This window comes from Haloarcula sp. H-hyl2 (assembly GCF_056934385.1).
The window spans coordinates 1,195,895-1,222,746 of record NZ_JBRIIJ010000002.1 but is presented as its reverse complement, the minus strand read 5'-3'; the positions used below and the strand labels follow the sequence as shown (position 1 = coordinate 1,222,746).

25 protein-coding genes and 4 pseudogenes are annotated in these 26,852 nt (G+C 64.8%); 9 read left to right on the top strand and 20 right to left on the bottom strand.

Annotation, left to right across the window (positions count from 1 at the left end; genetic code table 11):
- Window positions 1-41: 41 nt before the first annotated feature.
- On the bottom strand, window positions 42-1,628 hold the full coding sequence (locus Hhyl2_RS16085) for a bacterio-opsin activator domain-containing protein (RefSeq protein ID WP_483551774.1): 1,587 nt from the start codon (window positions 1,626-1,628) through the stop codon (window positions 42-44).
- 118 nt (window positions 1,629-1,746) lie between these two features.
- On the opposite strand from Hhyl2_RS16085, the gene Hhyl2_RS16080 reads away from it, so the two are divergent.
- Both Hhyl2_RS16080 and Hhyl2_RS16075 read left to right on the top strand, forming a co-directional pair.
- A complete protein-coding gene (locus Hhyl2_RS16080; protein ID WP_483551773.1) occupies window positions 1,747-2,028 on the top strand; it encodes a DUF7562 family protein in 282 nt (93 codons plus the stop codon).
- 42 nt (window positions 2,029-2,070) lie between these two features.
- Entirely contained in the window at window positions 2,071-3,429 is a 1,359-nt protein-coding gene (locus Hhyl2_RS16075) for an RNB domain-containing ribonuclease (protein ID WP_483551772.1), read from the top strand.
- A 1-nt stretch (window position 3,430) separates the two neighbouring features.
- Here Hhyl2_RS16075 and Hhyl2_RS16070 read toward each other — a convergent pair whose 3' ends face one another.
- The gene (locus tag Hhyl2_RS16070; RefSeq protein WP_483551771.1) at window positions 3,431-3,787 is read right to left on the bottom strand and encodes a winged helix-turn-helix transcriptional regulator; all 357 of its coding nucleotides are present in this window, start codon (window positions 3,785-3,787) and stop codon (window positions 3,431-3,433) included.
- 169 nt (window positions 3,788-3,956) lie between these two features.
- On the opposite strand from Hhyl2_RS16070, the gene Hhyl2_RS16065 reads away from it, so the two are divergent.
- Window positions 3,957-4,700 carry an ABC transporter ATP-binding protein gene (locus tag Hhyl2_RS16065; protein ID WP_483551770.1) on the top strand — a complete coding sequence of 248 codons (744 nt, stop codon included), beginning with the start codon at window positions 3,957-3,959 and terminating at the stop codon, window positions 4,698-4,700.
- A complete protein-coding gene (locus tag Hhyl2_RS16060; protein ID WP_483551769.1) occupies window positions 4,697-6,307 on the top strand; it encodes a hypothetical protein in 1,611 nt (536 codons plus the stop codon). Before Hhyl2_RS16065 ends, Hhyl2_RS16060 begins: the two co-directional genes overlap by 4 nt.
- Here the strand turns inward: Hhyl2_RS16060 and Hhyl2_RS16055 are convergent.
- Window positions 6,304-6,906, bottom strand: coding sequence for a transcription antitermination protein (locus Hhyl2_RS16055; protein WP_483551768.1), 603 nt, complete (start codon window positions 6,904-6,906; stop codon window positions 6,304-6,306). The two genes, Hhyl2_RS16060 and Hhyl2_RS16055, sit on opposite strands and share 4 nt — an antisense overlap.
- A gap of 70 nt (window positions 6,907-6,976) precedes the next feature.
- Here Hhyl2_RS16055 and Hhyl2_RS16050 point away from each other — a divergent pair, with 70 nt between their 5' ends.
- Window positions 6,977-8,155: an MBL fold metallo-hydrolase gene (locus Hhyl2_RS16050; RefSeq protein ID WP_483551767.1), complete on the top strand. Its 1,179-nt coding sequence runs from the start codon at window positions 6,977-6,979 to the stop codon at window positions 8,153-8,155.
- A 61-nt stretch (window positions 8,156-8,216) separates the two neighbouring features.
- Here the strand turns inward: Hhyl2_RS16050 and Hhyl2_RS16045 are convergent, their stop codons facing one another.
- The 3 genes from Hhyl2_RS16045 to Hhyl2_RS16035 all read right to left on the bottom strand — a co-directional run bounded on the left by Hhyl2_RS16045 (window position 8,217) and on the right by Hhyl2_RS16035 (window position 11,685).
- Window positions 8,217-8,510, bottom strand: coding sequence for a DUF6432 family protein (locus Hhyl2_RS16045; protein WP_483551766.1), 294 nt, complete (start codon window positions 8,508-8,510; stop codon window positions 8,217-8,219).
- Window positions 8,511-8,617: 107 nt separating this feature from the next.
- On the bottom strand, window positions 8,618-9,280 hold the full coding sequence (locus Hhyl2_RS16040; protein ID WP_483551765.1) for a hypothetical protein: 663 nt from the start codon (window positions 9,278-9,280) through the stop codon (window positions 8,618-8,620).
- 23 nt (window positions 9,281-9,303) lie between these two features.
- Complete coding sequence (locus tag Hhyl2_RS16035; RefSeq protein WP_483551764.1) at window positions 9,304-11,685, bottom strand: CARDB domain-containing protein; 2,382 nt, start codon at window positions 11,683-11,685, stop codon at window positions 9,304-9,306.
- 170 nt (window positions 11,686-11,855) lie between these two features.
- On the opposite strand from Hhyl2_RS16035, the gene Hhyl2_RS16030 reads away from it, so the two are divergent.
- Window positions 11,856-12,608, top strand: coding sequence for a DUF7093 family protein (locus tag Hhyl2_RS16030; protein WP_483551763.1), 753 nt, complete (start codon window positions 11,856-11,858; stop codon window positions 12,606-12,608).
- A 38-nt stretch (window positions 12,609-12,646) separates the two neighbouring features.
- Entirely contained in the window at window positions 12,647-13,039 is a 393-nt protein-coding gene (locus Hhyl2_RS16025; protein ID WP_483551762.1) for a DUF5611 family protein, read from the top strand.
- Between the two features lie 228 nt (window positions 13,040-13,267).
- Here Hhyl2_RS16025 and Hhyl2_RS16020 read toward each other — a convergent pair whose 3' ends face one another.
- The 4 genes from Hhyl2_RS16020 to Hhyl2_RS16005 all read right to left on the bottom strand — a co-directional run bounded on the left by Hhyl2_RS16020 (window position 13,268) and on the right by Hhyl2_RS16005 (window position 16,068).
- Window positions 13,268-14,041 carry an ABC transporter permease gene (locus tag Hhyl2_RS16020; RefSeq protein WP_483552039.1) on the bottom strand — a complete coding sequence of 258 codons (774 nt, stop codon included), beginning with the start codon at window positions 14,039-14,041 and terminating at the stop codon, window positions 13,268-13,270.
- Between the two features lie 65 nt (window positions 14,042-14,106).
- A complete protein-coding gene (locus tag Hhyl2_RS16015) occupies window positions 14,107-15,051 on the bottom strand; it encodes an ABC transporter ATP-binding protein (RefSeq protein ID WP_483551761.1) in 945 nt (314 codons plus the stop codon).
- 75 nt (window positions 15,052-15,126) lie between these two features.
- Window positions 15,127-15,486 (bottom strand): cell division protein SepF, encoded by a 360-nt coding sequence (locus tag Hhyl2_RS16010; protein ID WP_483551760.1) that lies wholly within the window; start codon window positions 15,484-15,486, stop codon window positions 15,127-15,129.
- Window positions 15,487-15,588: 102 nt separating this feature from the next.
- Window positions 15,589-16,068: an RNA-binding protein gene (locus Hhyl2_RS16005; RefSeq protein ID WP_483551759.1), complete on the bottom strand. Its 480-nt coding sequence runs from the start codon at window positions 16,066-16,068 to the stop codon at window positions 15,589-15,591.
- Between the two features lie 90 nt (window positions 16,069-16,158).
- On the opposite strand from Hhyl2_RS16005, the gene Hhyl2_RS16000 reads away from it, so the two are divergent.
- On the top strand, window positions 16,159-17,070 hold the full coding sequence (locus tag Hhyl2_RS16000; RefSeq protein WP_483551758.1) for a cobalamin-binding protein: 912 nt from the start codon (window positions 16,159-16,161) through the stop codon (window positions 17,068-17,070).
- Here the strand turns inward: Hhyl2_RS16000 and Hhyl2_RS15995 are convergent, their stop codons facing one another.
- From Hhyl2_RS15995 to Hhyl2_RS15965, 7 genes and pseudogenes are all read right to left on the bottom strand, one after another.
- Window positions 17,071-17,451 carry a DUF5658 family protein gene (locus tag Hhyl2_RS15995; RefSeq protein WP_483552038.1) on the bottom strand — a complete coding sequence of 127 codons (381 nt, stop codon included), beginning with the start codon at window positions 17,449-17,451 and terminating at the stop codon, window positions 17,071-17,073.
- A 91-nt stretch (window positions 17,452-17,542) separates the two neighbouring features.
- A complete protein-coding gene (gene ubaA / locus Hhyl2_RS15990; protein WP_483551757.1) occupies window positions 17,543-18,358 on the bottom strand; it encodes an SAMP-activating enzyme E1 in 816 nt (271 codons plus the stop codon).
- Window positions 18,359-18,455: 97 nt separating this feature from the next.
- Window positions 18,456-19,060 (bottom strand): annotated as a pseudogene (locus tag Hhyl2_RS15985) (methyl-accepting chemotaxis protein).
- Window positions 19,061-19,792: 732 nt separating this feature from the next.
- Window positions 19,793-20,716, bottom strand: a pseudogene (locus tag Hhyl2_RS15980) (IS4 family transposase); the annotation flags it as partial.
- Window positions 20,717-21,184 carry an IS630 family transposase gene (locus tag Hhyl2_RS15975; protein WP_483551635.1) on the bottom strand — a complete coding sequence of 156 codons (468 nt, stop codon included), beginning with the start codon at window positions 21,182-21,184 and terminating at the stop codon, window positions 20,717-20,719. It lies immediately after the preceding pseudogene.
- A 34-nt stretch (window positions 21,185-21,218) separates the two neighbouring features.
- Window positions 21,219-21,785, bottom strand: a complete 567-nt coding sequence (locus Hhyl2_RS15970; protein WP_483551636.1) for an IS630 family transposase — start codon at window positions 21,783-21,785, stop codon at window positions 21,219-21,221.
- Between the two features lie 48 nt (window positions 21,786-21,833).
- Window positions 21,834-22,214 (bottom strand): annotated as a pseudogene (locus tag Hhyl2_RS15965) (IS4 family transposase); the annotation flags it as partial.
- A gap of 80 nt (window positions 22,215-22,294) precedes the next feature.
- Between Hhyl2_RS15965 and Hhyl2_RS15960 the strand changes: the two are divergent.
- Window positions 22,295-23,551: pseudogene (locus Hhyl2_RS15960) on the top strand (RNA-guided endonuclease InsQ/TnpB family protein).
- Between the two features lie 130 nt (window positions 23,552-23,681).
- On the opposite strand, the gene Hhyl2_RS15955 reads toward Hhyl2_RS15960, so the two are convergent.
- The 3 genes from Hhyl2_RS15955 to Hhyl2_RS15945 are packed head-to-tail and all read right to left on the bottom strand — an operon-like array spanning window position 23,682 to window position 26,816.
- Complete coding sequence (locus Hhyl2_RS15955) at window positions 23,682-25,181, bottom strand: carboxypeptidase M32 (RefSeq protein WP_483551756.1); 1,500 nt, start codon at window positions 25,179-25,181, stop codon at window positions 23,682-23,684.
- A gap of 53 nt (window positions 25,182-25,234) precedes the next feature.
- Window positions 25,235-26,329 (bottom strand): M20 family metallopeptidase, encoded by a 1,095-nt coding sequence (locus Hhyl2_RS15950; protein ID WP_483551755.1) that lies wholly within the window; start codon window positions 26,327-26,329, stop codon window positions 25,235-25,237.
- A 34-nt stretch (window positions 26,330-26,363) separates the two neighbouring features.
- Window positions 26,364-26,816, bottom strand: coding sequence for a hypothetical protein (locus Hhyl2_RS15945; protein ID WP_483551754.1), 453 nt, complete (start codon window positions 26,814-26,816; stop codon window positions 26,364-26,366).
- Window positions 26,817-26,852: the final 36 nt, after the last annotated feature.

The following is a 26,852-nucleotide window of genomic DNA, read 5'->3' as shown; positions in this document are numbered from 1 at the left end:
CTGTGTACCCAACTACTTTGGACGGCGGCGACGACGGCGGCTCACCCGGTCTCGAAGACGGCCGCGAGAAGTTTCCGTTCGCCGGCACGTAAGTGCTGATGGAACGTCGACGGCGAGATGTCCATCGAGTCCGCGAGTTCGTCGCCCGAAACCTCGCGTGGCCAGTCGAAGAACCCACCGAGGAACCCCTTCCGGAGTGCCGTCAGCTGTCGGTTGGTCAGGTCGTCTTCCAGCGAGGCGAGGAACGCCTGCCTGGTCGCCGGTGGCTCGTCGCGTTCCCGGACCGAGAGCAGTTCCGTCTCGGGGTAGTGGTCCCGGGTGTGTTCGACAACAGCACGGGTCGCTGTTTCGGCGGGCAGCGTCGTCGTAAACGTCGCCTGGCCGGGTTCGGCGACGATATCGTGGGTCTCAGCACCTCTGTCGGCCAGCAGCGAGACGACCGGTGGGTCGGCGACCGTGAACTCGAACAGCGCGGTCTCCTCGCCGGTCGACACGTGGGTCACGGCCGAGACCTGCGGGTGGTCGGCCGCGACAGCGCACACCGCGGACGGATCGTCGGTCGTGACGTTGAAGAACATCACCGTCTCGTCGTAATCGGCGACGCTGCCACCGTACTCCATCCGGCAGCCCAGTTCGGTCGCCACGGCGACGAAGAAGATGTCCTCGTCGGCGACGCACAGTTCGAGTTCCGTCACGTTGTCCGCCGTCAGGACCCGACTGGTCTCGATGGCGTCGATGGCGGTCGACGCAGCCTGGCCGACGAGTCCGAGGATCGCCTGCTCTCGCGAGTCGAACGCGTCGGGGTCGTCGGCGTAGACGGTCAACACACCGTAGAGCGATTCCCCGGAGACGAGCGGAACGGCAGCGAGCGAGCCGGTAGCGACACCCGCCAGCGTCGCGTGGACGCCGTCGAACGCCCCCGTCGTCGTCTGGAGCGTCTCGGTCCGAGCGGCGGCCGCGACCGGATCCTCGTCCTCGATATCGACCGTCACCGTATCGATCCCTGCCCGGTCACCGGATGCGGCGGCCAGTTCGAGGGTCTCGCTGCGGATATCGAACGCCGTGATCCAGGCGAACTGGTAGGAGTCGACCGCCGCGAGCCGATCACAGATCGTTCGCTGGACCTCCTCGCGTGAATCGGCGGTCATCACGTCGTCGAGGACGGCCTGGACGAGGCCATCGATCCGACCGAGCAGGTGCTGGAGGTTCTCCCGTTCGGCTTCCAGTTGCTCGTTCCGTCGCTCGGCCGCCCGTTCCGCGAGTTTCCGCTGTGTGATGTCGATGTGGGCGACGACAACGCTTCCGGTGTCGTCCTGTGGGAGCGGGACCACACGCATGAGGAACCACTGTTTCTCGTCCGGCGAATGGCAGGGATACTCCAGCGTGAACAGCTCCCGGTCGCCGGCGATGACGGACTTGATACCCGCGACCGCCTCCGCCGCGTACTCGTCGGCCTCGACGTCGGTCGACTCGAAGTAGTCGGCACCCTGTAGCTCCTCGTCCTCCATCCCGGCGAACTCCCGCCAGGACCGGTTGGTAAAGAGGATGATCCCGTCCTCGTCGAGGACGGCGATGTTCATCGGCAGTGTGTCCAACGTCGAGTGTGCGAGTGTCTGTGGTGCCCTCATTCCAGGTCCGGCCACCGGTGTGGCGATACTGACACTACCGTACGCTGGTGGATAAACGTGTGGCCTGCTCTCAGGCCACGGGGGAAAGGCTATTACCCGGCAGTCGCTACCGACGAGTATGTTCGGGTCCCGGACCGACCCGCAGACGGTGACCTGCATCGGGTGCGGTGAGACCGTCGCACGGTCGGACGCCCGCGAGTACGACAAGCACGGGAACCGGTGGGAACGCCGCGAGAAGGAGTTCGAGTTCTTCTGTACGGACTGTTTCGGCGACCTCTGTCGGCAGCCACGCGACGGCCTGGAGACGACACTCGACGCCGCCGGCGCCGGCGAGACCGACCGCGAGACGTTCCTCGAACGGTATCGCGAACTCTCCGAAGAGCGCAACGTCGAACGGTAGCGCCCCGACAGTCCTAACTACACCCTGGTCGTAGCCGGCCTCATGACTGACGACGACGCCCAGGCGGCGGCCGGCACCGCCGAGGGGCAGGGCCCCGTCGAGATCGACGAGGAGATGGCCCGCCACCTCGAGAACAAGCGCGAAGAGCTGTTCGAGAAGTTCGGGATCCGCGACGAGTTCCCCCAGGAAGTGCTCGACGAGGCCGAAGCACGGACCGAGGACGTCGAGAGCGAGATCCAGTCCGAGATCGACGAGCGCGAGGACCTGCGGGACATGACAACCTGGACGACCGACCCCATCGACGCCCAGGACTTCGACGACGCCATCTCCGTCGAGGAGCGCGACGACGAGTACGTCCTCTGGGTCCACATCGCCGACGTCACCCACTACGTCAACCCCGAGACGGCGATGTGGGAAGAGGCCGTCGAGCGCGGGAACACCGTCTATCTCCCGGCCTATACCATCCACATGCTTCCCCCGGTGCTGGCCGAGACCGTCTGTTCGCTGGTCCCCAACGAGGAGCGCCTCGCCCACACCGTCGAGATGCATCTGGACAAGGAGAATCTGGGCTACGAGAACATCGAGATCTACAAGTCCGTCATCGAGAGCGACGCCCGCCTGACCTACACCGAGGCCGAGCGGTTGCTCGACGACCCCGACAGCGCCGCGGACCTGCTGGAGGACCAGTCGGTCGATCTGGCCGAGAAGACAGAACTGGTCTGGCAACTGGCCGACCGGATGCACGAACAGCGCAAGGAGGACGGCTCGCTCGTGCTCAACCCGGCCCGTGACCGCGCCCACACAATCATCGAGGAGTGTATGCTCAAGGCCAACAAGGCCGTCACACACGAGCTGATGTGGGACCGCGGGGTCGAGGCGATGTACCGCGTCCACCCACAGCCCAGTCCCGACGAGTGGGACGAAGCGCTCGTCGAGATCCAGGAACTCGACGGCGTCTCGATCCCCGGCAGCACCTGGGACGACCCCCGGAAGGCCGTCAACGCCACGCTCGAACAGGCACCCGGCCGTCAGCTGGACAAGATCCAGTGGGCCGTGATGAAGGTGATGCCACGCGCGAAGTACATGAACGACCCCTTCGGCGGCCACCACGCCCTGAACTTCGAGATCTACGGACATTTCACCTCGCCGATCCGCCGGCTCTCGGACCTCATCAACCACTGGATCGTCTACACGAACGACGTCCCCGAGGACCTCGTGGCGCTGTGTGACCGGGCCAGCGACCGCCAGAAGGACGCCGAACAGTGCGAGCGCGAGTACAAGAACTTCCTGCAGGAGGTCGGGCTGGACCCGTCGGCAGTCAACAACCGTGGGATCGAGATCGTGGACGACGACGGCGACGACGGGGCCGAAGAGGAGAGCGAGGACGAGGCGTCGGCCTGAGCTACGGCGTGGTATCGACGGTATCGAGATGCTCGCGGCTCCACTCGCGGAGGTCGTCGATGACCGGTTCCAGTTCCTCGCCGGCGGCCGTCAGCGAGTACTCGACCCGGACCGGTTTCGCCTCGATGACCTCGCGGGCGACAAGCCCACGCTCTTCCAGTTCGTCCAGACACTCCGAGAGCACCTTGTCGGAGATGCCGTCCAGTCGCGTCTTCAGTTCGTTGAACCCCAGCGGCCCGTCGGTCAGTAGCGTCGTGATCAGCAGTGGATGCCACTTCCGACCGAGGATGGCCATCGCCTGGCTGATTCCGTCCCGGTCTCGCAGGTGGCTGTCTCTCGTCTCCCCCTCACCGGCCATACATCAAGTTCCGGGCCGTGCGTAAAATAGGTGCTGTTGTCGCCGAGAGTGATACTGCAGGCTATCCCTTCGTGACGGTTTTTGTCACTCTGTGGTGGCAAAAACCGTCACGTGCGTATAGCCGGTAGTATGAGCAAGACATTTGCAGCACCGGACCCGGCGTTGCGGTATGGCCGCCCCCGAGTCCGAACGCCCGCCGGCTATCGAGACGGTGGAGCTGACCAAACGCTACGGTGACACTGTCGCCGTCGAGGACCTCGATCTGACGGTCTCCCAGGGCTCCGTGTTCGGCTTCCTGGGCCCCAACGGCGCCGGCAAGACCTCGACGATCCGTATCCTGACCACGCTGACCGACCCGACTTCGGGGACCGCACGCGTCGCCGGCGAGTCGGTCACCGACCGGGCCAGCGTCGTCGAGCATATCGGCGTTCTCCCCGAGGAGCCGCCGCTGTACGACGAACTCACCGGCCGGGAACAACTGGAGTACATCGCCGGGCTGCGCGGCTACGACGACTGGGAGCGCGTCGAGTCGTTGCTCGACCGCTTCGACCTGCGCGAGGACGCCGACCGACGGGTCGAGACCTACTCGAAGGGGATGAAACAGAAGCTCGGACTCGTCCAGGCACTGTTGCACGAACCGAGCGTCCTCTTTCTGGACGAACCGACCAGCGGGCTCGATCCGCGAGCAGCCCGAACGGTCCGGGATACCATCGACGAGGTCGCGGCCGCCGAGACGACGGTCTTCCTCTCGACACACATCCTCCCCGTGGTCGAAGAACTGGCCGACACTGTCGGGGTTCTCCACGAGGGGGATCTCGTGGCCGAGGGGTCGCCGGCAGCTCTGACCGACAGCGTCGAGTCGGGGTCGACACTGGAAGATGTCTTCCTGGCGGTGACCAGTGACCGGCAATGAGACGGCCCGACCCACGCCGCGTCGGCCTCGTCGCCCGGACGGAACTGCGCCGCACAGTGCGAAACCTCAGGGGGAGCACGCGGGGGGTGTTGCTACTGCTCTTCGGCGGACTGGGCCTGCTCGTCTACAGCCTTCTCGGTGCCGGCGGTGCCTTCTACTTCGGCCGGTCGCTGGCCGGCGACGGGTTCGACGCGGCGCGACTCGTCCTGACGGGGGTACCGCTCGGCGTGTTCGGTATCGTCGTCTTCTCGACGGGCCAGCACAGTCTCAAACGGACTGCAGAGCCGGACGCGCTCGACGGGCTGTTGACGACGGTTCCCTACGAGGACGTCCTCGGTGGCGCCGTGGTCGCCGAACTCCTCCGCGTGTTGTTTGCCCTGGCCGTCCCGCTCGCGGCACTTACTGTCGGTTTCGCTGCCGGAGCCGGCTCCCCTGCCGCCCTCCTCGTCGTCCCGGGCGTGCTGGTTCCCGCCGCAGTACTCGGAACACAGGTCGGGTTCGGGCTGGGACTGCTCGTGAAGCTCGTCACCGGACAGGTCCCGTTCGTCGCCAGACACCGCGCGAGCGTAGGGCTGGTCGGCTCGTTGTGTCTCGCCGTCGGCTGGGTGGCGCTCTCGACGATGCCGTCGGTCCAGGCCCGCGCGCTCCAGGCGGCGACCGAGTCGCCGCTGTCCTGGCTCGCCGACGCGGTGTTGCTGGCGGTTCCCGGTGCCGGCGGCGACCCGACCGCCGCGGTCGTGTCGGTCGGGACAGTCGTGACCGCCGTACCGCTGCTCGCGGTCGGGCTGCTGGGCCTGGCCGAGCGGGTCTGGTACGCCGACCCGGTCCAGCCCGACCACGAGTTCGATCAGGACGAACAGACCCTCTCCGACAGACTGCTCGCCGGCCACGTCTCACAGGCGACTCTGGCGGTCACACAGAAGTCCTGGCGCCGGGCGAGACGCGCGCCCATCACCGTTCAGTTCGCGCTGGTCCCGTTCTTCGTGCTCGCGTTCCAGCTCCAGGCGCTCCTCGACGGGCGGGTCCCGCCGACACTACCGCTGACCGCGGGCCTCGCGAGCGGTGCCACGGCTGGCGCGGCGTTCACGCTGAACCCCCTGGGCGGCGAGGAGGGCGTCCTCCCGTTGACGCTCACCGCCAACGTCTCCGGCCGCGCGTTCGTCACCGGGCTCGTGCTCGCGGGGCTCCTTCCAGGTGTCGTCGCGACGACGCTACTCGTCGTCGGTCTGGGTATCGCCGCCGGCAGTAGCCCTCTCGCACTGGGCGTCGCGCTCGTCGCCGGCCTCGTCGTGACGGTCACGGCGCCGGCGATCGCCGTCGGTGCCGGCGTCGTCTTCCCGAAGTTCGAGTCCTCGTCGGTCCGCGACCGCGAGGTCGTCGTCCCCAGCAGCTGGGCGTTCGGACTGTACTTCCTGGTCCTGGGGACCGCCGTCGCGCCGGTCGCCGGTGCCTTCCTGCTGGTCGTCGGGCGCCCGCTCCCCGTCGCCATCCCGCAGTCACTCGGGCTCGTCGGCGGGCTGATGGGCACCGTCGTCCTCGCCGCCTGTGCCGCCACGGCTGGCTTCCTCTACGCGGCCAACCGGGTCGCGACATACCGACTCGACTAGCAGATCGGCTTCGGGTCCAGTCCCAGCTCCGCGAGCGTGTCGGCATAAGCAGCGTAGGCGACCCCGACGCCCTCGATAGCCGCGTCGCGTGCCGTCTCGCGGTCCGCTTCCGGGAGCGCTCCGAGTGCGTTCCGGGCGGCCTGCAGATCGCTGGCCCCGCTACGGAGATCGCGTGCCAGGTCGGCGCCGGCCTCGTCTGCCTCGTTGACGAAGAAGCTCACCACCTGCAGGTAGAACCGGTCGAGCACGAGTGCGGCGGCGACGAGGCCGGCCCCGACACGGGACGCGTCACCGTCGAGCTGCTGGAGGTACTCCCCAAAGGCGTCTGGATCGCCCGGCGCAGCGTCGACCGCCATCGCCCGCTCGGCGGCCGCATCCGCCGCCTCGGCGAAGGCTGTCCCGACCGCGCCGTCGGTCTCGTCGGCCCACGCGTCGAGGGCCGTCGCCAGCGCGTGTTCGCGCGTCGCGGCAGCCTCGCGGACCGCGTCGGCTTCGAGTGTCGCCCCCGTCGCGGCGATGAGCACCTTGTCCGAACCCAGCCGGTCCAGTTCGGTCGCCTGCTCGTCGCGAACGGTCGTGATGACTTCCTCGACGTCCATACCATAGCTCCGGCCGGCGACGGCAAAGACCCTCCGCCCGTTTTATCGCCGTGAGGCTCCTACGGGGAGTATGGGCGACTCGAACCCCGACCCCCCGACGGACGCCCCCTCAGTTACCCCAGCAGCGCTCCGTGCGCAACTGCAGGCCGGCGACCCGATCCGACTGCTCGACATCCGCGACCGCGACGAATACGAGGAGTGGCACATCGACGGCCCGTCGGTGACCGCCACGCAGGTCCCGCTCTCGAAGTTCATCCAGGCCTCGGTGACCGGCGACGTCGACCCCCTGCTCGCGGACCTCCCGGGCGACGCCCCCATCACCGTCGTCTGTGGCCGCGGCGAGGGGAGCGCCTTCGTCGCCGGCCTCCTCGAAGACCACGACATCGACGCCCGGAACCTCGCCGACGGGATGGACGGCTGGGCGCGCCTCTACGAGACCGCCGCCGTCTCGTGTGACGACGCGACCGTCCACCAGTACCAGCGCCCCTCATCGGGCTGCCTGGGCTATCTGGTCGTCAGCGACGGCGCGGCCGCCGTCGTCGACCCCCTCCGGGCCTTCGCCGACCGCTACGTCGCCGACGCTCGCGACGACGGCGCCACGCTCGAATACGCCATCGACACGCACGTTCACGCCGACCACGTCAGCGGTGTCCGCCGACTGGCTGCCGACCACGACGTCGAACCGATCCTGCCCGCCGCCGCGGTCGACCGCGGGGTCACCTTCGACGTGGCCGCGCTGGCTTCCGACGAGACGCTCACCGTCGGCTCGGCGACGCTCCACCCGGTTCCGCTGCCCGGCCACACGACCGGGATGACCGGTTTCCGCGTCGGCGACGTCCTGCTGGCCGGCGACAGCGTCTTCCTCGACAGCGTCGCCCGCCCGGATCTGGAGGCCGGCAGCGACGGCGCCGCGGACCTCGCTCGCGACCTCCACGAGACGCTGACCGAACGCCTCGACGCACTCCCGGCCGACACCCTCGTCGCCCCCGGCCACCACGGCGAGCGGACTACGCCGGCCGACGACGGGACCTACACGGCCCGGCTGGGCGACCTCCGTGACCGGCTCCGTGCGTTCGGGATGGCCCGCGAGCCGTTCGTCGAGTGGATCTGTGCCGACATGCCCCCACAACCGGCCAACTTCGAGCGCATCATCGACATCAATCTCGGCCGTGCCGAGACAGACGACGACGAAGCGTTCGAACTCGAACTCGGTCCGAACAACTGTGCGGCGACGCCGGCCGACGACTGATACTGTCGCTGGCCAGTGTGACGGCCGCCAGTGGCCAGCGACCGGACGGCGACACACCGACCTACAGCGGCAGCCGCCGTCGTAGCTGTTCCAGTAGCGATTCGTCCTCGTCGGGCGAGGGCGTCCCGATGACGTGTTCCTCCGGCCGGATGACCGTCCGCTCCCCGTCGTCGTCGACCTCGATGAGCCCGTCCGCCTTCAGCGCGGCCAGTGCCCCCTCGATCTGGTCGATGTTGACGTCCGCGCGCGACCGGAGTTCGAACACCGTCATCCCCTCCTGGTGGCGGTCCGCGAGGGCATCCAGTACCGCGACCTCCGCGTCGTCCCGGTCGCGATACTCCGGCTTCGCTCTCATACGTGCCTGTATAACTGGCTAGTTCTTGTCTCTGTCCCTCGTCCAACGGCGCGGTTCCACAGCGCGAGTGGGACAGAGGTGACAAGTGAGCGGGATGCTCCCGGCCCCTATATCCCTTCCTCGGGGTGTGCCGGGCCGGGTTTCGCCTCGCCGATGTAGAAGAACTGGTACTTACGTTCGGAGATCTCCCCGTTCGCTCGCCATAACCCCCACTTGTACTTGATGTATGCTCGTTCGTACAGTCGGCCGTCTTGCGTTCGAACTGTGACGTTTATCGTGCGAGGGACCCAGGAACGGTCGACATGTTTGAACGTTCCCTCGTCTTCTGCATAACGATCAATTATTCGTTGATATGAATACAGCAGAAGTTGTTGTTCTAGAATATATTTTGTGGTGTTGTTTGTCGGAGCACGATGAACGACTCGAATTCTACGGGCGTCAGGGTCAATATCCACAGTTTCAACAGAGATATTCAGTGTGTCATTTAGAGATCCGATATAATTTTTAGAGAACTCTTTATATTTCACGTACCTTTCTCCGAGCGTCTCATTTCGTGATTTAGTCTTTATTTCAGTCTTTTTCGCAGTAGTGGAGGTGGGTGTTTCAGTATTTTTTATCGTTGGGGAAACGGTATCAGGAGCTGGGGTAACAGTGTCGGGTGTTGGAGGAGTCGAAGTAGGATGATTCGTCTGCGTCGACGTTGGAGTATTAGCTTCTAGCCCTACTCCACTGCAACCTGCTACAGAAATCATCAGGACAACAGCAACCACTCGAATGGCCATTTTCATAGTGATTAAGGTTTCCCCTTACACCAGATCTCCGAAGGCAGGCACCCATCACCATCATCTGATTCTCCACTATCGGTACTTGGGGGAGACGTACTGCAACCCATAGCACCGCAATCACCATCATCTCCTGGTTTAAATTCCGGCCCAGGGTTATAATTTGGTGAATTTCTATCGGGGGAATTCACATCTGGAGAGTTATTTTCTATATCACGATCGACGATTTTATTCTTTTCTTTTTCAACCACTTCTCCAGGAACTTTACCACCGAACGAATCGACTTCTGTTTCGTTCATGATTGTCACGGTCATGTTGTTGCGTGAGATCTGCAGTCCGTCCTTCCCGTTCGCGTCGATCCAGACATCCTCGCCGTCGTCGCTGTAGTGGATGTCGGTGCTGTTCGCGTCCAGACAGCCGATGACGTTGCCGTCGTCGTCGGTCCAGACGTATCCACCGTCGCAGTTCGAGCCGGCGTTCCCGCCGCCACTGTCAGGGGTTGGCGGGACGACAGTGATGTTTCGACTCCGGAACCGCGAGCGGATCTCGAATTTCCGTTCGAAGGCGCCACGGTGTTCAATGTGCTGATTCCGGAACGTGAGCGTCTTCCACGTCCCGGGGTAGAACACCGCGTCGGTTTTCGTACCGACCTTGTCGCCGCCGATATACAGCGGGATGTCGGTGAGTCGCGGTTTCGTGTCGACGTTCCGCACGGTCACGTCGACGTCGAACCGCTCGCCGCTCTCGACCGCCTCCGGGGCGTCGATGTCAGTGACCCAGACGTCACGGAGGTCGGCAACCTGTATCGACTTGGCGCGCGAGCCGACACGGACGGTGTGGGTACCCTCATTCGAGAACGACCGGGCGAACCCGATCCGCTTGGTCCCACCGGGCCGGAGCCAGCGTTGCTTGGTCGTGACCGCGGTGCCGTCGACGAGTAGCGTCGCTCGGTACCGTCCGGCTCTGTCGCCGGTGTTGCGCACGTCCGCGAATATGGCCCCCGTCTCGCCGACATCGAGCGATCGGTTGGGAACTTCGAGGCGGGTGACCTGGAACTCCGGCGGGTCGATGGGCGCCGCGACCGTGACCGTCTCGGACTCGTTTTCGATACTGACGGTCCGTTGCCCGGTCGCGTCGAACCGGTACTCGAAGTCGACGAGCGCGGTCTCGCCGGGAGACACCGTGACCGATCGCGTTCGGTGGGTCCAGCCGTCGATCGCGAACGTCGCATCGAGTGTCCGGACCGTGGTGTCCGTGTTGACGACGACCCCGTGAATCGTGGTCCGGGTCCCGCGCCGAACCTGGCTGGGGGCCTGGATCGAGTCGACGAATATCCGCCCGCTGCCGTTGGAGATGGACCGCACCACACGGACGGTAGTCGATCGGTTGCCGACGCTGACCGTGTAGTTGCCCGGCCGAGCGAACGCGTGGTCGAAGGCGAGACTCTCCGAGTCACCGGCATCGACGGCGATCGTCTGGCTGGCGATCGGTGTACCGTCGACACGGAGCCGGGCCGTGTACCGTCCGTCGGCGCCGCCGGCGTTCTCGACGATGGCCGTAATCGGGACGGCCGTCCCTGCGGTAGTTCGATCCGGCGCAGTCAGCGACGTCACGCTGAGCGACGGGCCCGGACCACCCGGCCCCGGGCCGGGCGACGGTGCAGACGGCGGTCCAGGCGACGGTGTAGACGGCGGTCCCGGCGAGGGTGACGGACCGGGAGCCGGTCCGGGTCTGGGCGACGGCAGGCGACCGGATGGAAGGACCGTCACCCGGCGTATGGCGCTACCCTGACGGCCGGCCGAGTCGTAGGCAACCGCCCGGACGGTGGTCGGTCCCGTTGCGGTGAATCGCTGGGAGAGTGTCGACGTGGTGCTGTTCCCGGCAATGGAGTTTCGACGGACGAGCGTGCCGTCGACGACCCAGGCGAGCGTATCGAGCTGTGTGGTGCCGGCGGAGACGACCGCCCTGTACGTCGTCGAGGTCCGCAAACTCGTCGTCTTCGGGCCGGTCACCGAGACAGTCGGTCCGCCGTCCGGTTCGACGAGGACCCGAAGGGTGTCCGACCGCTGGTGTCCGTCGTCGTCGGTGACCCTGAGCGTGACGTTGTACTGGCCGACAGTCGTCGGTGTGAACGTCGTCTGCCGACAGGACCGACAGTCGGGTGTGGCCGAACTCCCTGCCGGCCCGTCGATACTCCACTGGACAGACCGTATCTGTCCATCCGGATCGCGTGAGCCGTTCGCATCGAGGTGTACCGTCGTGCCCGGTGTGACAGTCTGATCGAGGCCGGCATCGGCCAGGGGCGGGTCGCTCGCCACCGCGGTCGTGGAGGCGAGAAGCACCCCCGACAGCCCAGTCACGAGGACGACGGCGACAACCGTGATCGTGCGCATCGGTAGATTGTCGCCGCCTCCCATGTTATAAAATTTCGTCTCTTCAGTAATAAATATATATTTCTATCTGAGAATCCCAATGCGATCGTGCCGGCAGTGTCCCCCGACGAGCCGTCGCGAACCGACCCGACAGGGAGGGTTTAAGTACGTCACGAGAGGAGACACTGACAATGGGTCTCAAATGCTCCGTCCTCGGGCACACGTACGGTGAGACCACCGTCGATCGCGACCGAGAGGAACAGGGGAGCGAAGTCGTCATCACAATCCAGGAGACGGAGACCTGCACGCGCTGTGGGCACACACGCGTCGTCTCCGAGAACAAGGAAGTGACGGCGATCGAAACACCGTCGGATATCGCAGGCGACGTGGTCGACGAGGAGACAGAATCGGATGCAGCCGAGCAGGGGGCACAGAGCGAGCAGATGACAGAGACGACGGACACCGAACCGGTCTCGCCAGCGCCGCCAGGCGAAGACGACGCCGAGATCATGGAGAGCAGCGACAGCGTCGAGAGCGGCGACGCCGAACTCGACGAACCGGCGACGACCACCGAGGTCCCCGACGCGGAAGGGAGCGCACCGACGCCGGACCCCGATCCCGAGGAGGACGACGCGGTCATCCTCGACGGCTCCGACGGGGACGACTCCGACCGCGCACCGGGCGAGTGGCCCGGGGACGCCGAGAGCAACGAGGAACAGGCCGACGAAGACGGGCAGTCCGAGTGGGAACCAGTCTCGCCGGAGGAGACAGACGATGGTCCCGACGTCGAACCACTCGGCGGGACGGCCGTGACTGTTCCCGAGGGGCAGTTCCGGTGTCCGGAGTGTGGCTTCACGACGGACGTCGAAGCCTCGTCGCTCCGCGCCGGTGATTTCTGCCCCGAGTGTCAGAAAGGTGCACTAGTCACAGAGCACACCGACTGAACACAAAGGGTAAGACGGGGCCTCGCAAAGTCCAACCCATGCGAGAGTACAAGATGCGACGGGGCGAGCATCTGGAAGACCGCGTCCCGGATATGGAAGCGTTCGTCGAAGAGCACTTCGGCGAGGTGACCGACACAGAGGAACACAACGGCAGCGATCTGCTCGTCGTCGACGAACCGAAGAATCCTGTCTTCGAGCGCGTCGTCGCCGGAACCGTCTCATACAGCGGGAAGAAAGACAAACTCGCGCTGCACATCGACGAGCGGCCGGCCGAGGAGGTCATCGCCGAGGGGCACGTCGACGCGGCAGAGGACGCCGTCACAGTCAAGAACGACTTCCTGGAGTCGGCGACGGGGCGTGACGCGAAGGCACGCCGGGACTCGATGAAACGAGACGTCGAGGACGACGCAGACAAGCCAGATAACGTCTGAACCGCCAACTCTGTTTTCGAATCGCGACGCAATGTCGATAAGTGACGTCTGTCTGATTGTTTTGGTCGCTGATAACGTGGCCGTCAAGGCTAAATGCGTACGTGCCGTCCGTTCACATACGCCACTCCTGGAGGCGCTCACAAATATCCGGGACAGTGGCAGCAGGCACTGCCACGTCATGTGTTGATGACCTCACCGGAGGGTGGCTCCCTTCGGCCTTCAGTCATCTCAGTCGACTAATCCGTAGCCTCGCCTGACCAGTTCGACGTCGAGAGCGACGACTGCGACCGTCAGGCCGGTCAAGACGAGCAGCGAGACGTCCGGCGGGACCGCAACAGTCTCCGGAACCACGCCGTACCTGACGCCGTTGACCATGTAGACCATCGGGTTCAGCAGCGTGATCTGTCGCCAGATGCCGTCGAGCGCGCTGAGTGGGTAGAAGACCGCGCCGAAGAACACTAGCGGTCGGATGATGAACTGGTTCATCACCGTCAGGTAGTCGAAGTCACGCGCCCAGAGGCCGCCGATGACGCCGAAGGCGGCAAACAGCGTCGGGATGACGAGCGTGAACGCGGCCAGGTAGAAGGGATTCGCGACCGTGACCGGCGTGAACACCAGCCCGACACCCCAGATGATGAGGCCGACGACGATACCACGGAGTGCTGACGCCGAGACGTACGCGAGCACCATCTCGGTGTGTGACAGCGGCGACGTCTGGACCTCGTGGATGTACTCGTTCCAGCGGCCATGGAAGATAGAGAACGACGCGTTCTCGAAGGCGTTGGAGATCATCCCGAGCACGACCAGTCCCGGCAGGATGAACAGGATGTACCCCGCCCCGCCGAAGGCGTCGGGGTCGCCGCCGCTGATACGCTCGCCGAGAACCACGCCGAAGACAGTGAAGTACAGCACGTTGGTGATCATCGGCGGGAGGAACGTGTTCCGTGGGCGGCGGACGAACCGCAGTATCTCCCGGTGAAGCAGCGTCCACAGTCCCACGATCCGTGCCCGGAGCCCGGTGGGTGCCTCGCTCGTCCGGCTGTGGCCGCCGGCCGCCCCGTCGGAGCTCACGCCGACACCTCCGCGTACTCGCGTTCGTCACGCGTCATGTCGACGAACACCTCTTCGAGGGAAGCCCGACGGATGTCGAGCGACGTGACCGTGTGGCCACGGGCTTCGAGTTCGCGAAGGACCGCCGGCGCGGTCTGGCTCCCGCCCGAGGCGGTGACGCTGAGGCCGTCGTCGGTCACGACGACCTCGGTCACACCCTCGATGTCCAGCGTCGGCGCAGTTCGGGGCGGATCGGCCAGTTCCACCGCGATGGTGTCGGTCCCTCTTGCCATCAGGTCGCCGGGCGCGGCGACTTCGACCTTGCGGCCGTCGTCCATGATGGCGACCCGATCACAGAGCCGTTCGGCCTCCTCGATGTAGTGGGTCGTCAACACGATCGTCGTCCCGGCGTCGTTCATCCGATTGATGATCTTCCAGAGGTCGTGGCGCAACTGGACGTCGACCCCGGCGGTCGGCTCGTCGAGGATGAGCAGGTCGGGATCCGAGACCAGCGCACGGGCGAGCATGAACCGGCGTTTCATCCCACCGGAGAGCCAGTCGAAGCGGGTGTCGCGTTTCTCCCAGATACCGACGGTCTTCAGGGCCTCCTCGGCCCGGCGGGTGGCCTCGGGCTTCGGGATACCGTGGTAGCCGGCCTTGTGCTCTAGAACTTCGAGGATCGGGAAGAACCGATCGACGTTGAACTCCTGGGGAGCCAGGCCGATACGGTCGCGAGCGGCCCGGTAGTCGTCCTCGACGTCGAAGCCAAACACCTCGGCAGTCCCACTGTCCTTGTGGACGAGGCCGACCAGCGTGTTGATGAACGTGGTCTTGCCCGCCCCGTTGGGGCCCAGCAGGCCGAAGAACTCGCCGCGCTCGACGGTCAACTCCAGCCCGTCGAGTGCCTGGACGTCACCGTACTGCTTGCGTACGTCGCGGGCGCGAATCGCCGGCTCGGTCATCGTCTAGGCCAGCGCTCGCAGGCCGAAAAACACGTCGAAGCCGGACGGCAGCGGTCGACCCTGGACCGCGTCGTCCTAGCGCCCGAGCCGTTCGCGGGAGATGCCCACGCCCGAGGGGGTGATGATGAGCTGGTCGTCGTCCTTCTGGACGATATCCCCGCCCACTTCGTTGGTCACCTGCTTGAGTTCGTCGCTGATGTGTTCCATCGTCCGGTCCTGCGTGGAGTGGCGGATGATGTCGGCGATGACGATGTCGCCGTCGTAGACGGCGTCCTTGATCTCGATGACGTCCTGCGTGTCGCTGATCTGTGCGATGCGGATCTGCCGGTCGACGTCGGCACCGGACGTGTCGAAGTCGTCGGCGTTCAGCTCGACGTAGTCGTCGGTCTTGCGGGAGGATCCCGACTCGCCGAGGATCGAACTCATGAGTCCCATGTCCCCCACGGCGTGCCGTGACGATTTAGGTCTTACGTCAGACGCGATTTAGTTCGCTCGGTACTGATGTGGACGAAAGTCGTGAAACCGTGGTCGAACTCCCTACACCGAGAACTCGAACAAGTCGTCGCCCACGTGGTGGACCGACGAGACGACCTTGCCGCTGTCCCCGACCATATCGGCGCCGTCGGTCATCGCACGGCCGATCGCCAGCACCTTCCCGTGGGACTCCTCGGCGATGGCGACCAGGTCCCCCTCGGCGATGTCGTCGTCGGCCTCGGTGATGCCGGGGCGCATCACGTCCGCACCGTCCGAGACGAACGAGATGGCGCCGGCGTCGACGGTGACGACGTGTTTCTGTGGCGGATAGTCGTTTGCGCCCTGGACGGTGAGGAACGGCTCGCCGTCGACGTACAGCACGAGCGGGTCGCCGTCGACGAGGACGACGTCCCAGTCGCTGTCGTCGAACTCGACCTTCTCGAAGCTGTCGGCGTCCAGTTCGACGCCGAGGTTGTCGGCCAGCGCCGTCGTGATGGCGTCGACCTCGTCCGACCGGAGGTGGTGTCGCGATTTGACGTTCATGTACGTCAGTCCGGTGCCGGACGGCGTAAGCGTAACGACCTCGTGTGAGCGCGAGCGGAGCCTTTAGTCGGCCCCGTCCGTAGCGGGGGTATGCGCGTCGTCACGCTCCTGCCGTCTGCCACCGAGATCGTCTACGCACTCGGGGTCGAACCCGTCGGGGTCTCCCACGAGTGCGACTATCCGCCGGCAGCCCGCGAACGCCCGTCGGTGAACCGTTCGCGGGTCGATCCCACCGCATCGAGCGCCGAGATCAACGCCCAGGTCGCCGACGCCGAGTCGGGTGACGGCGTCTACGCCATCGACCGGACGACGCTCGCCGAACTGGACCCGGATCTCGTGGTCACCCAGGGCGTCTGTGACGTCTGTGCTATCGACCACGTCCAGGTCGCGACGGCCGTCGAGGACCTGGGACTCGATACCGACGTACTGACACTGGACGTCCACAGCCTCGACGACCTCTTCGCGTCGATCCACGAGGTGGGGGCCGCCGTCGGGCGGGACGAGCGTGCCAGCGACCTCGTCGCGTCGTTGCGCGACCGCGTGGCTGCCGTCGAGACGACCGCAGCCCGTGCCGAGGCCGAACCGCGGGTCGCGGTACTGGACTGGCTCGACCCGATCATGGTCGCGGGCCACTGGGTTCCGGAGATGGTCGAGCGGGCCGGCGGCCGCTACGGACTGGAACAGGCGAGTGGGGACTCACGACCGCGGGAGTGGACCGAGATCCGCGAGTACGACCCAGACGTGCTCGTGGCTGCACCCTGTGGCTTCGACGTCGACCAGACCAGAGAGAACCGCGGCGACCTGACCGAGCGGGCCGGGTTCGAAGAGCTGACAGCGGTCCGCGAGGGGCGGGCCTACGTGATGGACGGCCACCACTACGTCAACCGCTCGGGCCCACGGCTCGTCGACACGATGGAGTTCCTGGCGGCGCTCGTCCACCCCGAACTGTTCGACACACCGCCACGGGATGCCGTGGTCGAACTGGGGACCGTTCGGGTCTGATCAGGGGGCCGCGGCTACCAGGCCGACGTAGACGTTCCCCAGCACGACGAGTGCCCCCGCGCTGACGACCGCCAGCAGCCAGGCGCGCCACCACGGGAGGCTCGTGACGAATCGTCGACACTCCAGCAGGACGATACCCACGTACAGGACCGTCGCGCCCTTCAGGAGGATGACCGCCATCGGCTGGTGGTGCAACAGCAGTCTGATCCAGGGGTTGACTTCCAGATGTGCGCCCGCGAACCGGGCGGCGAACAGTGTCGACAGCGCGTCGCCGAAGCCCCAGATCAACACCAGCGCGAACACCAGTTCGACGTAGCCGGGTTTCTGGAGGCGGAAGGTCAGCGCCCGAGCGAGTGGATGCTGGCGGTCGGTACCGGACATGTAACTGCTATCCATAGCTGTCGACTACCCCGGCATAAGCGTCCCTGCCGAGCTATCAGCGGTGAGAACGTCGGAGCGGCTGCCGGCAGTATCAGTCCCCGGTCAGCGAGCAGCGCCCCTCGTAGGTGGCGTCGGTGACACGCTCGATAGCGGGGTCGCCCCCACACACCGGACAGTCCGGCGCGGGGGCGACCGGCACCTCGTCGACCGACATCTCGGCGGCGTCGTAGGCCAGCAACCGGCCGTCCAGCGACTCGCCGTAGCCCATCGCGAGTTTGACAACCTCGGTCGCCTGCAGGCAGCCGATAGTCCCCGGAAGCACACCTAGCACACCCGCCGTCGCGCAGTCCGGGACCGTCCCTGCTGGCGGGGCCTGCGGGAACAGACAGCGGTAACACGGCCCGTCACCAGTGAACGTCGTCACCTGGCCCTCGAACTGGAAGACGGCGCCGTGGGAGAACGGCGTTCCCGAGAGCGTACAGGCGTCGTTGACCAGGAACCGTGTAGCGAAGTTGTCCGAGGCGTCGACGACGATGTCGTACTCCTCGACGAGGTCAGCAGCGTTGTCGGCGGCGAGCCGTAGTTCGTGGGTCTCGACATCGACGTCGGGGTTCAGCCCGGTGACGAACTCGCGGGCGCTCTCGACTTTCGGCCGGCCGACGTCGGCGTCGCCGTGGACGACCTGGCGCTGGAGGTTCGACCGCTCGACGGTGTCGTCGTCGAGGATCCCCAGTCGACCGATGCCGGCGGCCGCCAGGTACTGCAGGACCGGCGACCCCAGTCCGCCGGCACCGACGACCAGGACCGCGGTGTCCAGCAGCGCCGCCTGCCCCTCGGGCCCCACGTCGTCCATGATGATGTGCCGCGAGTAGCGGTCGAGCTGTTCGGGGTCGAGATCCGGACGCATGACCGGAGATTGACGCCCGGGAAAGATAAGGAGCGGGATGGCCCAGAGCGGTCATACGGTCGAGGCGGTGACCGGTACTCAGATACGCACGACCGTATCAGTTGTTCCGTTGGAGATCCTCGACGAGGCCGTCCATCTTCTGGTTGATACCCGCGATCTGGTCGGTCTGTTCCACGGCCTCCTCGGCGATCTCGGCCGTCGAGTCGGCGATCTCCTGAGCGGCGGTCGTCGACTGGTCGACCATACTGGCGACCTCCTCCGTCGAGGCGGCCTGTTCGTCCGTGGCGGTCGCCACCTCCTCGATGCCGTGGTTGACCTCGGTGACCGCGTCACCGATATCGTCGAGGATTTCGGTGGACTCCTCGACGGTCTCGATCCCCTCGTCGATCTCGGTGTTGCTCGCCTCTAAGCTCTCGACGGCGTTGGCGGTATCGTCCTGGATACCGTCGATCATCTGCTCGATGGTCGTTGCCTGGTCCTGTGACTCCTCTGCGAGTGATTTTACTCGTCGGCGACGACGGCGAAGCCCTCGCCCGCCTCGCCGGCCCGTGCGGCCTCGATGGAGGCGTTCAGTGCGAGCATGTTCGTCTGGTCGGCGATGTCGTTGATCACCTCGACGATCGCGTCGATCTCGTCGACCCCCGCCTGGATCGTCCGGACGTCCTCGGCGACGCTCTCGGCGGCGGTCTGGATGCGCTCCATGGCCGCGTGGACGTCCTCGGCGTTGTCCTGCCCGCGGTCGGCGAGTTCCTTCGCCTCCCGGGTCGCGGCCGAGACCTCCTCCGAGGAGGAGGCGATCTCTTCGACGGAGGCCGAGAGGTTCGATACCTCGCTGGCGATCTCCGACATCGCCTCGTACTGTTCGGCGGCCTGTTCCCGGATGTCGTCGGTCTCCTCGGCGATCCCGACCGATGAGTTCTCCAGTTCGGCGATGAGTGTCTGGATCTCGCTGGCCTTGTCGTGGTCGTATCCGGCCTGGCGGTCGATGTCCTCGGCGATATCGTCCTCGATATCGGCATCGATGTCGTCGTCGATGTCGGCCTCGGCGGCTAACTCACTGTCGTCGAGTTCTCCCCTCGACATTGTGTAGCATACACATCGAACTATTGGTATAAAAACGGTATACCCAACTATTTCGTTCTCGAAAATTGCAACCAAGTGGTAGGTAAAGAATTATCTCTGTTCAGCAGTTTCGAGGCGGAGCCCCCGGCCTCAAGCAGCGAGGGCTTCCGACTGATCGGAAGCACGAAGCGAGTAGGCCGGGGAGGACAGCGCGGAACGGTAGTTCCGCGGGCCGTGCGAGCGGGCAAAGCCCGCGCGCAGAAGCCGACACAGAGTGACGCAAACCACAAGACAGTAGCCGACCGACTCCCAAATTAATAAGTACCGTCGAAATAACATCTGAAACATAGAGGTCAGACCATCGGTGTTCGGTTAAGCACTGGATCGCCTCGTGAAGGCTTCAGATACTCGTTCGCTGAGTAAGAGGCGTGATCTCTCTGGTTGACGGGCATCACGGAACATCAACTCCGGCAAGTTCGGCGGTGGATGGCCGAACGACTGTGCCAAATCTTCGAGAATGAGCTGGGCGAGAGACCGGAAGGTCTTCGCCCAGCGCTCACGCGGGAACACCGTCTCTGGGAACAGCTCTTGAAACACGCCCAGCAAGGCTCTGCTGACCGTTAGCGTCAGCAGAGCCGCCACCACCAGCAGGTGAACGATTGCTGGATCACTCGTCTGGAACTTCTCCAGCCCATACAGCGACTTCAACTCCCGGAACAGCAACTCCACTTCCCACCGCAACCCGTACAGCGCCCCGACCTGTCTCGGAGTGAACTCATCGGGCAAATTCGTCACGTACAGGTGGTAGTCGTCGGTGTCCTCGTTGCGGACACCGACGACGCGAAACTCCATCGAATCGATTGACTGCTTCCCAGCGTATGCCCGTCGTTTGAACTCGATCTCCACGGTTACGTCGATAATCTCCCGAGTGAGATCTCCCAGAACGTCCCGAAGATGACGCTCCGGCAAGGAAATGGCGCGCCCGCGCCATTTCCGTCGCTCGCCGACGATCAACGGATTCGCGTTCGACTTCAGCCGAGTCAGAAAGAAGCCGCCGTTCTCTTCAATCAACGCGAATCGGCGAAAACTGTAGAAGCCCAGATCGAACAGTAACAGCCGGCCTCGCAGCCAGCTCCCGGTGCGGAGCTGGCTGCTCTCGTGGGTGCGTTCATCGGTGAGCTGGAACCGTTCAATCGTCTGCGTCGTGGCGTTCTGCACGAGGTGAAGCTTTGCGCCGGACTGGTCCGAGTGAGTCGCCGGGAACTCGCTGAGGAGCCGATGCAACCGGAAGAGTGATCACTGTAACCTCTGAATATTGTTGGGAAGAAACGTCTCGATCCAGTCAACAGCGAAGCTAAGCTTGTGACTCAGCCGAAGGAACGTCTCGGTGACGAACTCTCTGAAGTGGTCTTTCCCCTCGAAGATGGTTGGTGAAATCTCGCGCTTGAGGTCTTTCCACAGCGGTTCGATCGCGTTCAGCGTCGGTGAGTACGGCGGGATGAAGACGAACTCGATGCCGAGTTCGTCGGCCCGTTTCTGCGTGAGCTTCGCGTGGTGCGAGCCGTAGTTATCGGCCACGAGCAGAATCCGACCCCGCGGATTCTGCTCGCGGATCTCTTCAAGCGCCTCAACGATCGTTTCCTTGATTAACCGCTCTTTGTACGTGATCACGCTCCGGCCAGTCAACGCATAGAAGCCAATCGACCGCCACGGCACCGTTACTAACGGTTTCTCTATCTGGACGGTGCGGTCGTACGACCACATCCGCTGAGAGTTCTCGAACGGCTGTGGCCACGCCTCATCGAAAAAATCCCAGCACGACAGGGTCTTCGTCCTCCTTTTCGTCTTTGTCTGTGTCCTCGCCGAGCGCCTCGGACAGGCGCTCGGCGAGAATCGCCTCTGCATCGTCGGGACTGCGGGGGTCCATCGGCCGTGGTTTGGCGTAGTGCATGCCCGAGGCCCGCAGTTTTCGGGCGAGATGGGTCGGGTGGTAGGTAACGCCGTAGCGGTGTTCGATGAGTGCGTGAATCTCGCGTGGCGTCCACGGTTGGCCCTGTTCAAGGACTGCGCAGAACTCGTCCCACTGTGCCGGGGTGAGCTTCGGCGGCCGACCGCCGCCGAAGCGTGGGCGTAGCCCCTCGATCCCGTTATGATTCCACGCGCGTGCCCAGCGACTACTCGTCGGCTGAGAGACGCCGACAGCTGCTCCAGCCTGCTGTTGGGTCTTGCCTTCATAGAGGTTCTTCACGAAGCAGAGTCGCCGGACGAGATGCGTCTCGTCCGCCTTCTGGGCGTCATCGATCGCTTGGTCCAGCTCCGCGTTCGACAAGTGCTCAACGACTTCAAACCGACGTGATCCGTCCATCACAGAGAATACGCTATCTGAGTATTCATCCGTTGCGCTGATCACTCAGACGGTTGCATCGGCGATCAGCACCTCACGGAACAATTCGAACTGTGGCGCGATTGTGTGAGGAACCGCGACCCCCTCGAGAGCGTGCTCGAGGAGGTCGCTCAACAGTGCTGCGAGGGCTGGCGTGAACCGATCGTAGAAGCTGGAGCGGGCAACGGTCTGGTTGGTTGCTGCGGAGTATGCACGTTGAAATCCGGCGATGGTACGGGCTTCGCCATCAACGGCGAAGCCCATGATCAGCGTCCAGACGAGCATTGTGATGTCAATCTTCCGGTCACGCTGGACGACATCGCGCTCGCGCGCGATGTCTTCGATTAGCTCGGCTGGAAACAGGGAAGTCAACCGCCGTCGTATGAGGTTCGGGGAGAGTTGCTTGAACACATTCTCTCCCCACGCGGTCTACAACGATAGCTTCGTCACCAGAGCGCTGCCTGTCGGTTTCTCCGCCTAACCGAACACGGATGGAGGTCAGACGAACTGCGCCGGTCAAACTCGTTGTTCCCGACAAATACCACGACGACCTCCACGAAACTGCTGACCAGTTCCTCTACTGCGCGAACGAGGCGAGTGACTACTGCTGGGACAACACCGACTACGCAGACTGCGTCACCTCGAACGTGAAAGCCAGAGATGCGTTGTATGACCGACTCCGCGAGTAAACCGACCTGACAGCGAATCTCGTCCAAGAAGCTATCCGGCGTGCCGTTCACGCCGTCGATAGTGGTGTTGACCGCTGGAAGAAAGGCAAGCGGACGAACAAGCCAGAGTTTACCTCTTGGAGTATGGTCTACGACAAGCGGAGCGCGACATTCTACCGCAACAAAATCTCACTCTCGACGGTGAACGGACGCATTGAGTGTGACTTTGAACTCCCAGCGGACAGTCCAACACCATACGAGGAGTACGTCCTTGCGGAAGACTACGAGTTTCGGACGAGTACACTCCAGTACGACCAAGCCACTGACGAGTTCTACTTTCACGTCAAAACGCGGAAGGTACATAAGGATGCTGAGGCTGTTGAAATCGAGGATTCGGACGATACCGGGCACCAGACGGTCCTCGGTATCGACCTCGGCGTGAACAGTCTTGCCGTCGCCAGCACGGGCACGTTCTGGAGTGGTGACGAGTACGACCACTGGATACAGGAGTTTGAAAAACGCCGAGCAGAGATGCAACAGCGTGGGACACAAGCCGCTCACAACGCCTTGTTGCGGCTTGGAAAGCGAGAGCGAGCATGGCGCAAACAGTATATCCACACAGTCGCCAACGAGATCGTTGCGGAAGCGGTTGACCACGAGTGCGACGTGATCGTGTTCGAGGACTTGACCGATATCCGTGAGCGACTGCCTCACGCTGACTGGCATCACATCTGGGCGTTCCGTCGTCTTGTCGAGTACGTTGAGTACAAAGCGCCAGACTGCGGTATCGCGGTTGAACAGGTCGAGCCAGATCACACAAGCCAGCGATGTTCACACACTGACTGTGGCTTCACTCACGAGGATAACCGCGACGGCGAGCAGTTCAAGTGCCTCAAATGCGGGTACGAGATCAACGCTGACTACAACGGCGCAAAAAACGTCGGCCTGCGGTATATGCGGAAGCGACAACACAGACTGCGTTCCTCGCCCACGTCGAGGAGCGCAGACGCATCAGTAGACGTGCGTATATATGGTGGGACGTTGAACGGCGACGGCTATCGGCCAACCGCCGACAGTTGATCGCCGGGAGTCCACATCAAAGCCACCGAAAGGCGAAGCCTTTCGAGGCCTCGATAGAGCCCTGCTCTATCGGTGGCTCCACCCTCAACGAGCGAACCCCTTGTGGGTGAGCGAAGTAGGGTGGGGTAGTTTACCAGTCGTACAGCGCGCGGTACTTCTCGTCGGCGTAGTCGAGGAAGTAGTCGGCGGTGAACGACTCGCCCGTGGCCGTCTCGACGAGGTCGCCGGTGGTGTAGCGCGCGCCGTGCCGGTGGACGTGCTCGGTCAGCCAGTCGTGGACGTCGTCGAACTCGCCCGCCCTGACCTGCTCGTCGAAGTCGGGGATGGCCTGGCGGACGTGGTGGTCCAGCTGGGCGGCCAGCACCGACCCCAGCGTGTAGGTCGGGAAGTACCCAAAGGAGCCGTGGCTCCAGTGGATGTCCTGCAGACACCCCTCGGCGTCGGTGTCGGGCCGGATACCCAGGTACTCCTCCATCTTGTCGTTCCAGACCTGCGGGACCTCCGAGACATCCAGATCCCCGCGGATGAGGTCGCGCTCGATCTCGAACCGGAGGATGATGTGCATGTGGTAGGTCAGTTCGTCGGCCTCGACCCGGATGAGGTTGTCCTCGTAGACCTCGTTCGCGGCTTCGTAGAACGCACGGGGGGTGGCGTCGGTCCCGAGGTGGTCGTTGGCCGTCTCGGTGAAGAACTCCCAGAACGGCAGCGAGCGGCCGACGTGGTTCTCCCAGAACCGGGACTGGGACTCGTGGACCGAGAGGTCCCGGTTCGAACCCAGCGGCGTCCCGTAGTGCTCCTGTGGCAGCCCCAGGGTGTAGGTAGCGTGGCCGAACTCGTGGATGGTCGAGCCGAGCGCGTCCAGCGGGTCCTCGGGCGTGAACCGCGTGGTGACGCGGGCGTCGAACTGCGTTCCAGTCGAGAACGGGTGGGGGGCGGTGTCCAGGCGACCACGGTCCCAGTCGTACCCCAGTACGTCGAGTGCCGCCTCGACGAGGCCGTGCTGGGTGTCGTCGTCGTAGGTGCCCTCGAAGGGATCGGAGAGCGTGACGTCGCTGTCGGCGATGTCGTCGATCAGCGGGACGAGTTCGTCACGGAGGCGCGTCAGTACGTCCTCGGCGGTGTCGATGCCCAGGTAGGGTTCGTACTCCTCGAACAGCACCTCGTAGGGGTCCCGGTCGGGGTCGATGGCCGCGGCGTACTCCCGGCGGAGTTCGACCAGTTCCTCGAGGGTCTCCTCGTAGGCCGAGAAGTCGTCCTCTGCCTTGGCCTCCTTCCAGACTGGCAGGGCGTTGGAGGTGGCTTCGGAGATGCGTTCGACGAGGTCCGAGGGGACTCTGACAGCGCGCTCGTAGTCGCGGCGTACCTCGCGGACGACGGCTGCCTGCTCGTCGTCGAGGTCGCTCTCTTCGAGTTCGTCGAGCCACTCACCCAGTTGCTCGTCGGTCAGCAGGTCGTGGTGCAGTGTCGAGATGGCCGAGGACTGCTTGGCCCGTGCCGGCGTCCCGGCGTCGGGCATCATCACTTCCTGGTCCCACTGGAGGACGCCGCCGGCGTCCTGGACGTAGTGGAGCTGTCGGACGTGGTCGAGGAACTGCTCGTAGGTGGAGGACTGTCCGCTTGCTTGTGCCATGCCGTCCCGTTAGAATTGACACGGTAAATCAGCATGGTCGGCGGTAAAGGGTGTCAGTTCCGCGACCCGTCCCAGTGCGTCGCGACTCGCTCGTAGATCGCCCGGCACCGCTCCAGCACCGCGATGGAGACGCTCTCGTCGGCGGTGTGGGCCTCGCCGGGTTCGGCCGCGCCGACGACCACGCAGTCGGTTCCAGCCTGTGCGAGCCATCCGGCGTCAGTCGCGTGGGGTTTGACGACCTGCTGGGGAGTGTCGTCCTGTGCCGCGGCAGCGGCCGACTGGACGGCGTCGGCGAAGGCGGCGTCGCCACAGGCCATCGGCAGCAGGTCCTGATCGACGCGCCAGGTGACGCCGTCGATGGCCTCGACCTGCTCCAGGGGCGCCCGCTCGCCGGGGACGGTCCGCTCGTCGACGGTCGCCTCACAGCGCTCGGGGATGACGTTCCAGGCCGACCCGCCGTCGATCTCGGTGACGGCGACGCTCCCGGAGAGCGTGTGGCCCAGCACCTCCGTCACGGGGAACGACAGGTCCCGGACGACGTCGACGGCGTCACAGGCGCGGTAGACGGCGTTCTCCCCGGCCTCGGGTTCACTTGCGTGGGCGGCCGCGCCCTCGGCGACGATGGTCGAGCCACGACGGCCCTTGTGCGCGACGGCGACGTCGGTGACGCCGGGCGCGGAGTAGCCGGTCGATCCCTCGCCGACCACCGCGTAGTCCGGGGCGAACCCCGCATCGATGGCTGCCCGACAGCCGATGCCGCCCTGCTCCTCCCCGACGAACGAGGCGAAGACGAGTTCGCCGGCCGGATCGGCCGCGGCGAAGGCCAGCATCGCCGCCGCGACACAGCCCTTCATGTCGGCGGTGCCACGGCCGTAGAGACGGCCATCACGGCGCTCGACGACGTAGTCGCCGTCGGCGTCGATCTGTGACTCGTCCGGCGGGACGACGTCGTGGTGGCCCACGAGCGCGAGCGACGGCCCCGACCCCTTCCGGGCGACGACGTTGCCCGTCTCGTCGCGCCGGACGGTCGCGTCGGTGTGGTCTCGCAGCCACGACGCGACGAAGTCGCCGGCGGCCCGTTCGTCGTGCCCGTCCGCCCGGTGGCTCGGGATCGCTACCAGTTCCTGGGTGAGATCCGCGACGTCCATAGCGGCCACTGTCGGGGCTGGCTCATAGTGATTGTCACGCGTCCGTGGGCGTCGCTGTCGGGCCACAGCCCCGCAGCCAGAAGTCGAAGTACGAAACCGCGTCGTGTTCGTAGGGACCGAACCGGAACCTGTTGTCGCCCTCCTGGAGGGGCCTGAACACCTGTGTCCGCTCGTTCTCGACCTCGATGTAGCCGACCATCGACGGCGGGTCGGTCACGTCGACGGTAGCGACGATGGTGAGGTACGACTCCGGTGTGTCTGTCGCTCCCTCGTGCAGTGTCGGTTCGTAGGAGAACGCGTCGCAGGCGGGTGTCTCGGTGCTGTCCGTCGGTGTGGCAGCCGTCGCGGTGGCTGTTCGGTCCGCAGCCGGCGTCCGGTCGGCCGCCGACGGTGTGCGCTGATCGGCGAGCAACGAACAGCCAGCCAACGAGCCCGACAGTCCGAGTCCGACCGTCCGGAGGAATCGACGACGCGTCGGCAGGGGCATAAGCCAACTGGCGTCCGGGCGAGGAAAACGTCTTCC

Coding starts and splice junctions, on each gene's coding strand:
- Hhyl2_RS15975 (WP_483551635.1), bottom strand. CDS start 21,184: ATGTGGTCGTACGACCGCACCGTCCAGATAGAGAAACCGTTAGTAACG.
- Hhyl2_RS16045 (WP_483551766.1), bottom strand. CDS start 8,510: ATGAGAGCGAAGCCGGAGTATCGCGACCGGGACGACGCGGAGGTCGCG.
- Hhyl2_RS16030 (WP_483551763.1), top strand. CDS start 11,856: ATGGGTCTCAAATGCTCCGTCCTCGGGCACACGTACGGTGAGACCACC.
- Hhyl2_RS16055 (WP_483551768.1), bottom strand. CDS start 6,906: ATGGACGTCGAGGAAGTCATCACGACCGTTCGCGACGAGCAGGCGACC.
- Hhyl2_RS16065 (WP_483551770.1), top strand. CDS start 3,957: ATGGCCGCCCCCGAGTCCGAACGCCCGCCGGCTATCGAGACGGTGGAG.
- Hhyl2_RS16035 (WP_483551764.1), bottom strand. CDS start 11,685: ATGCGCACGATCACGGTTGTCGCCGTCGTCCTCGTGACTGGGCTGTCG.
- Hhyl2_RS15945 (WP_483551754.1), bottom strand. CDS start 26,816: ATGCCCCTGCCGACGCGTCGTCGATTCCTCCGGACGGTCGGACTCGGA.
- Hhyl2_RS15970 (WP_483551636.1), bottom strand. CDS start 21,785: ATGGACGGATCACGTCGGTTTGAAGTCGTTGAGCACTTGTCGAACGCG.
- Hhyl2_RS16085 (WP_483551774.1), bottom strand. CDS start 1,628: ATGAGGGCACCACAGACACTCGCACACTCGACGTTGGACACACTGCCG.
- Hhyl2_RS16015 (WP_483551761.1), bottom strand. CDS start 15,051: ATGACCGAGCCGGCGATTCGCGCCCGCGACGTACGCAAGCAGTACGGT.
- Hhyl2_RS16010 (WP_483551760.1), bottom strand. CDS start 15,486: ATGGGACTCATGAGTTCGATCCTCGGCGAGTCGGGATCCTCCCGCAAG.
- Hhyl2_RS16075 (WP_483551772.1), top strand. CDS start 2,071: ATGACTGACGACGACGCCCAGGCGGCGGCCGGCACCGCCGAGGGGCAG.
- Hhyl2_RS16070 (WP_483551771.1), bottom strand. CDS start 3,787: ATGGCCGGTGAGGGGGAGACGAGAGACAGCCACCTGCGAGACCGGGAC.
- Hhyl2_RS16060 (WP_483551769.1), top strand. CDS start 4,697: ATGAGACGGCCCGACCCACGCCGCGTCGGCCTCGTCGCCCGGACGGAA.
- Hhyl2_RS16080 (WP_483551773.1), top strand. CDS start 1,747: ATGTTCGGGTCCCGGACCGACCCGCAGACGGTGACCTGCATCGGGTGC.
- Hhyl2_RS15950 (WP_483551755.1), bottom strand. CDS start 26,329: ATGGACGTCGCGGATCTCACCCAGGAACTGGTAGCGATCCCGAGCCAC.
- Hhyl2_RS15955 (WP_483551756.1), bottom strand. CDS start 25,181: ATGGCACAAGCAAGCGGACAGTCCTCCACCTACGAGCAGTTCCTCGAC.
- Hhyl2_RS15995 (WP_483552038.1), bottom strand. CDS start 17,451: ATGTCCGGTACCGACCGCCAGCATCCACTCGCTCGGGCGCTGACCTTC.
- Hhyl2_RS16000 (WP_483551758.1), top strand. CDS start 16,159: ATGCGCGTCGTCACGCTCCTGCCGTCTGCCACCGAGATCGTCTACGCA.
- Hhyl2_RS16050 (WP_483551767.1), top strand. CDS start 6,977: ATGGGCGACTCGAACCCCGACCCCCCGACGGACGCCCCCTCAGTTACC.
- Hhyl2_RS16005 (WP_483551759.1), bottom strand. CDS start 16,068: ATGAACGTCAAATCGCGACACCACCTCCGGTCGGACGAGGTCGACGCC.
- Hhyl2_RS16025 (WP_483551762.1), top strand. CDS start 12,647: ATGCGAGAGTACAAGATGCGACGGGGCGAGCATCTGGAAGACCGCGTC.
- ubaA (WP_483551757.1), bottom strand. CDS start 18,358: ATGCGTCCGGATCTCGACCCCGAACAGCTCGACCGCTACTCGCGGCAC.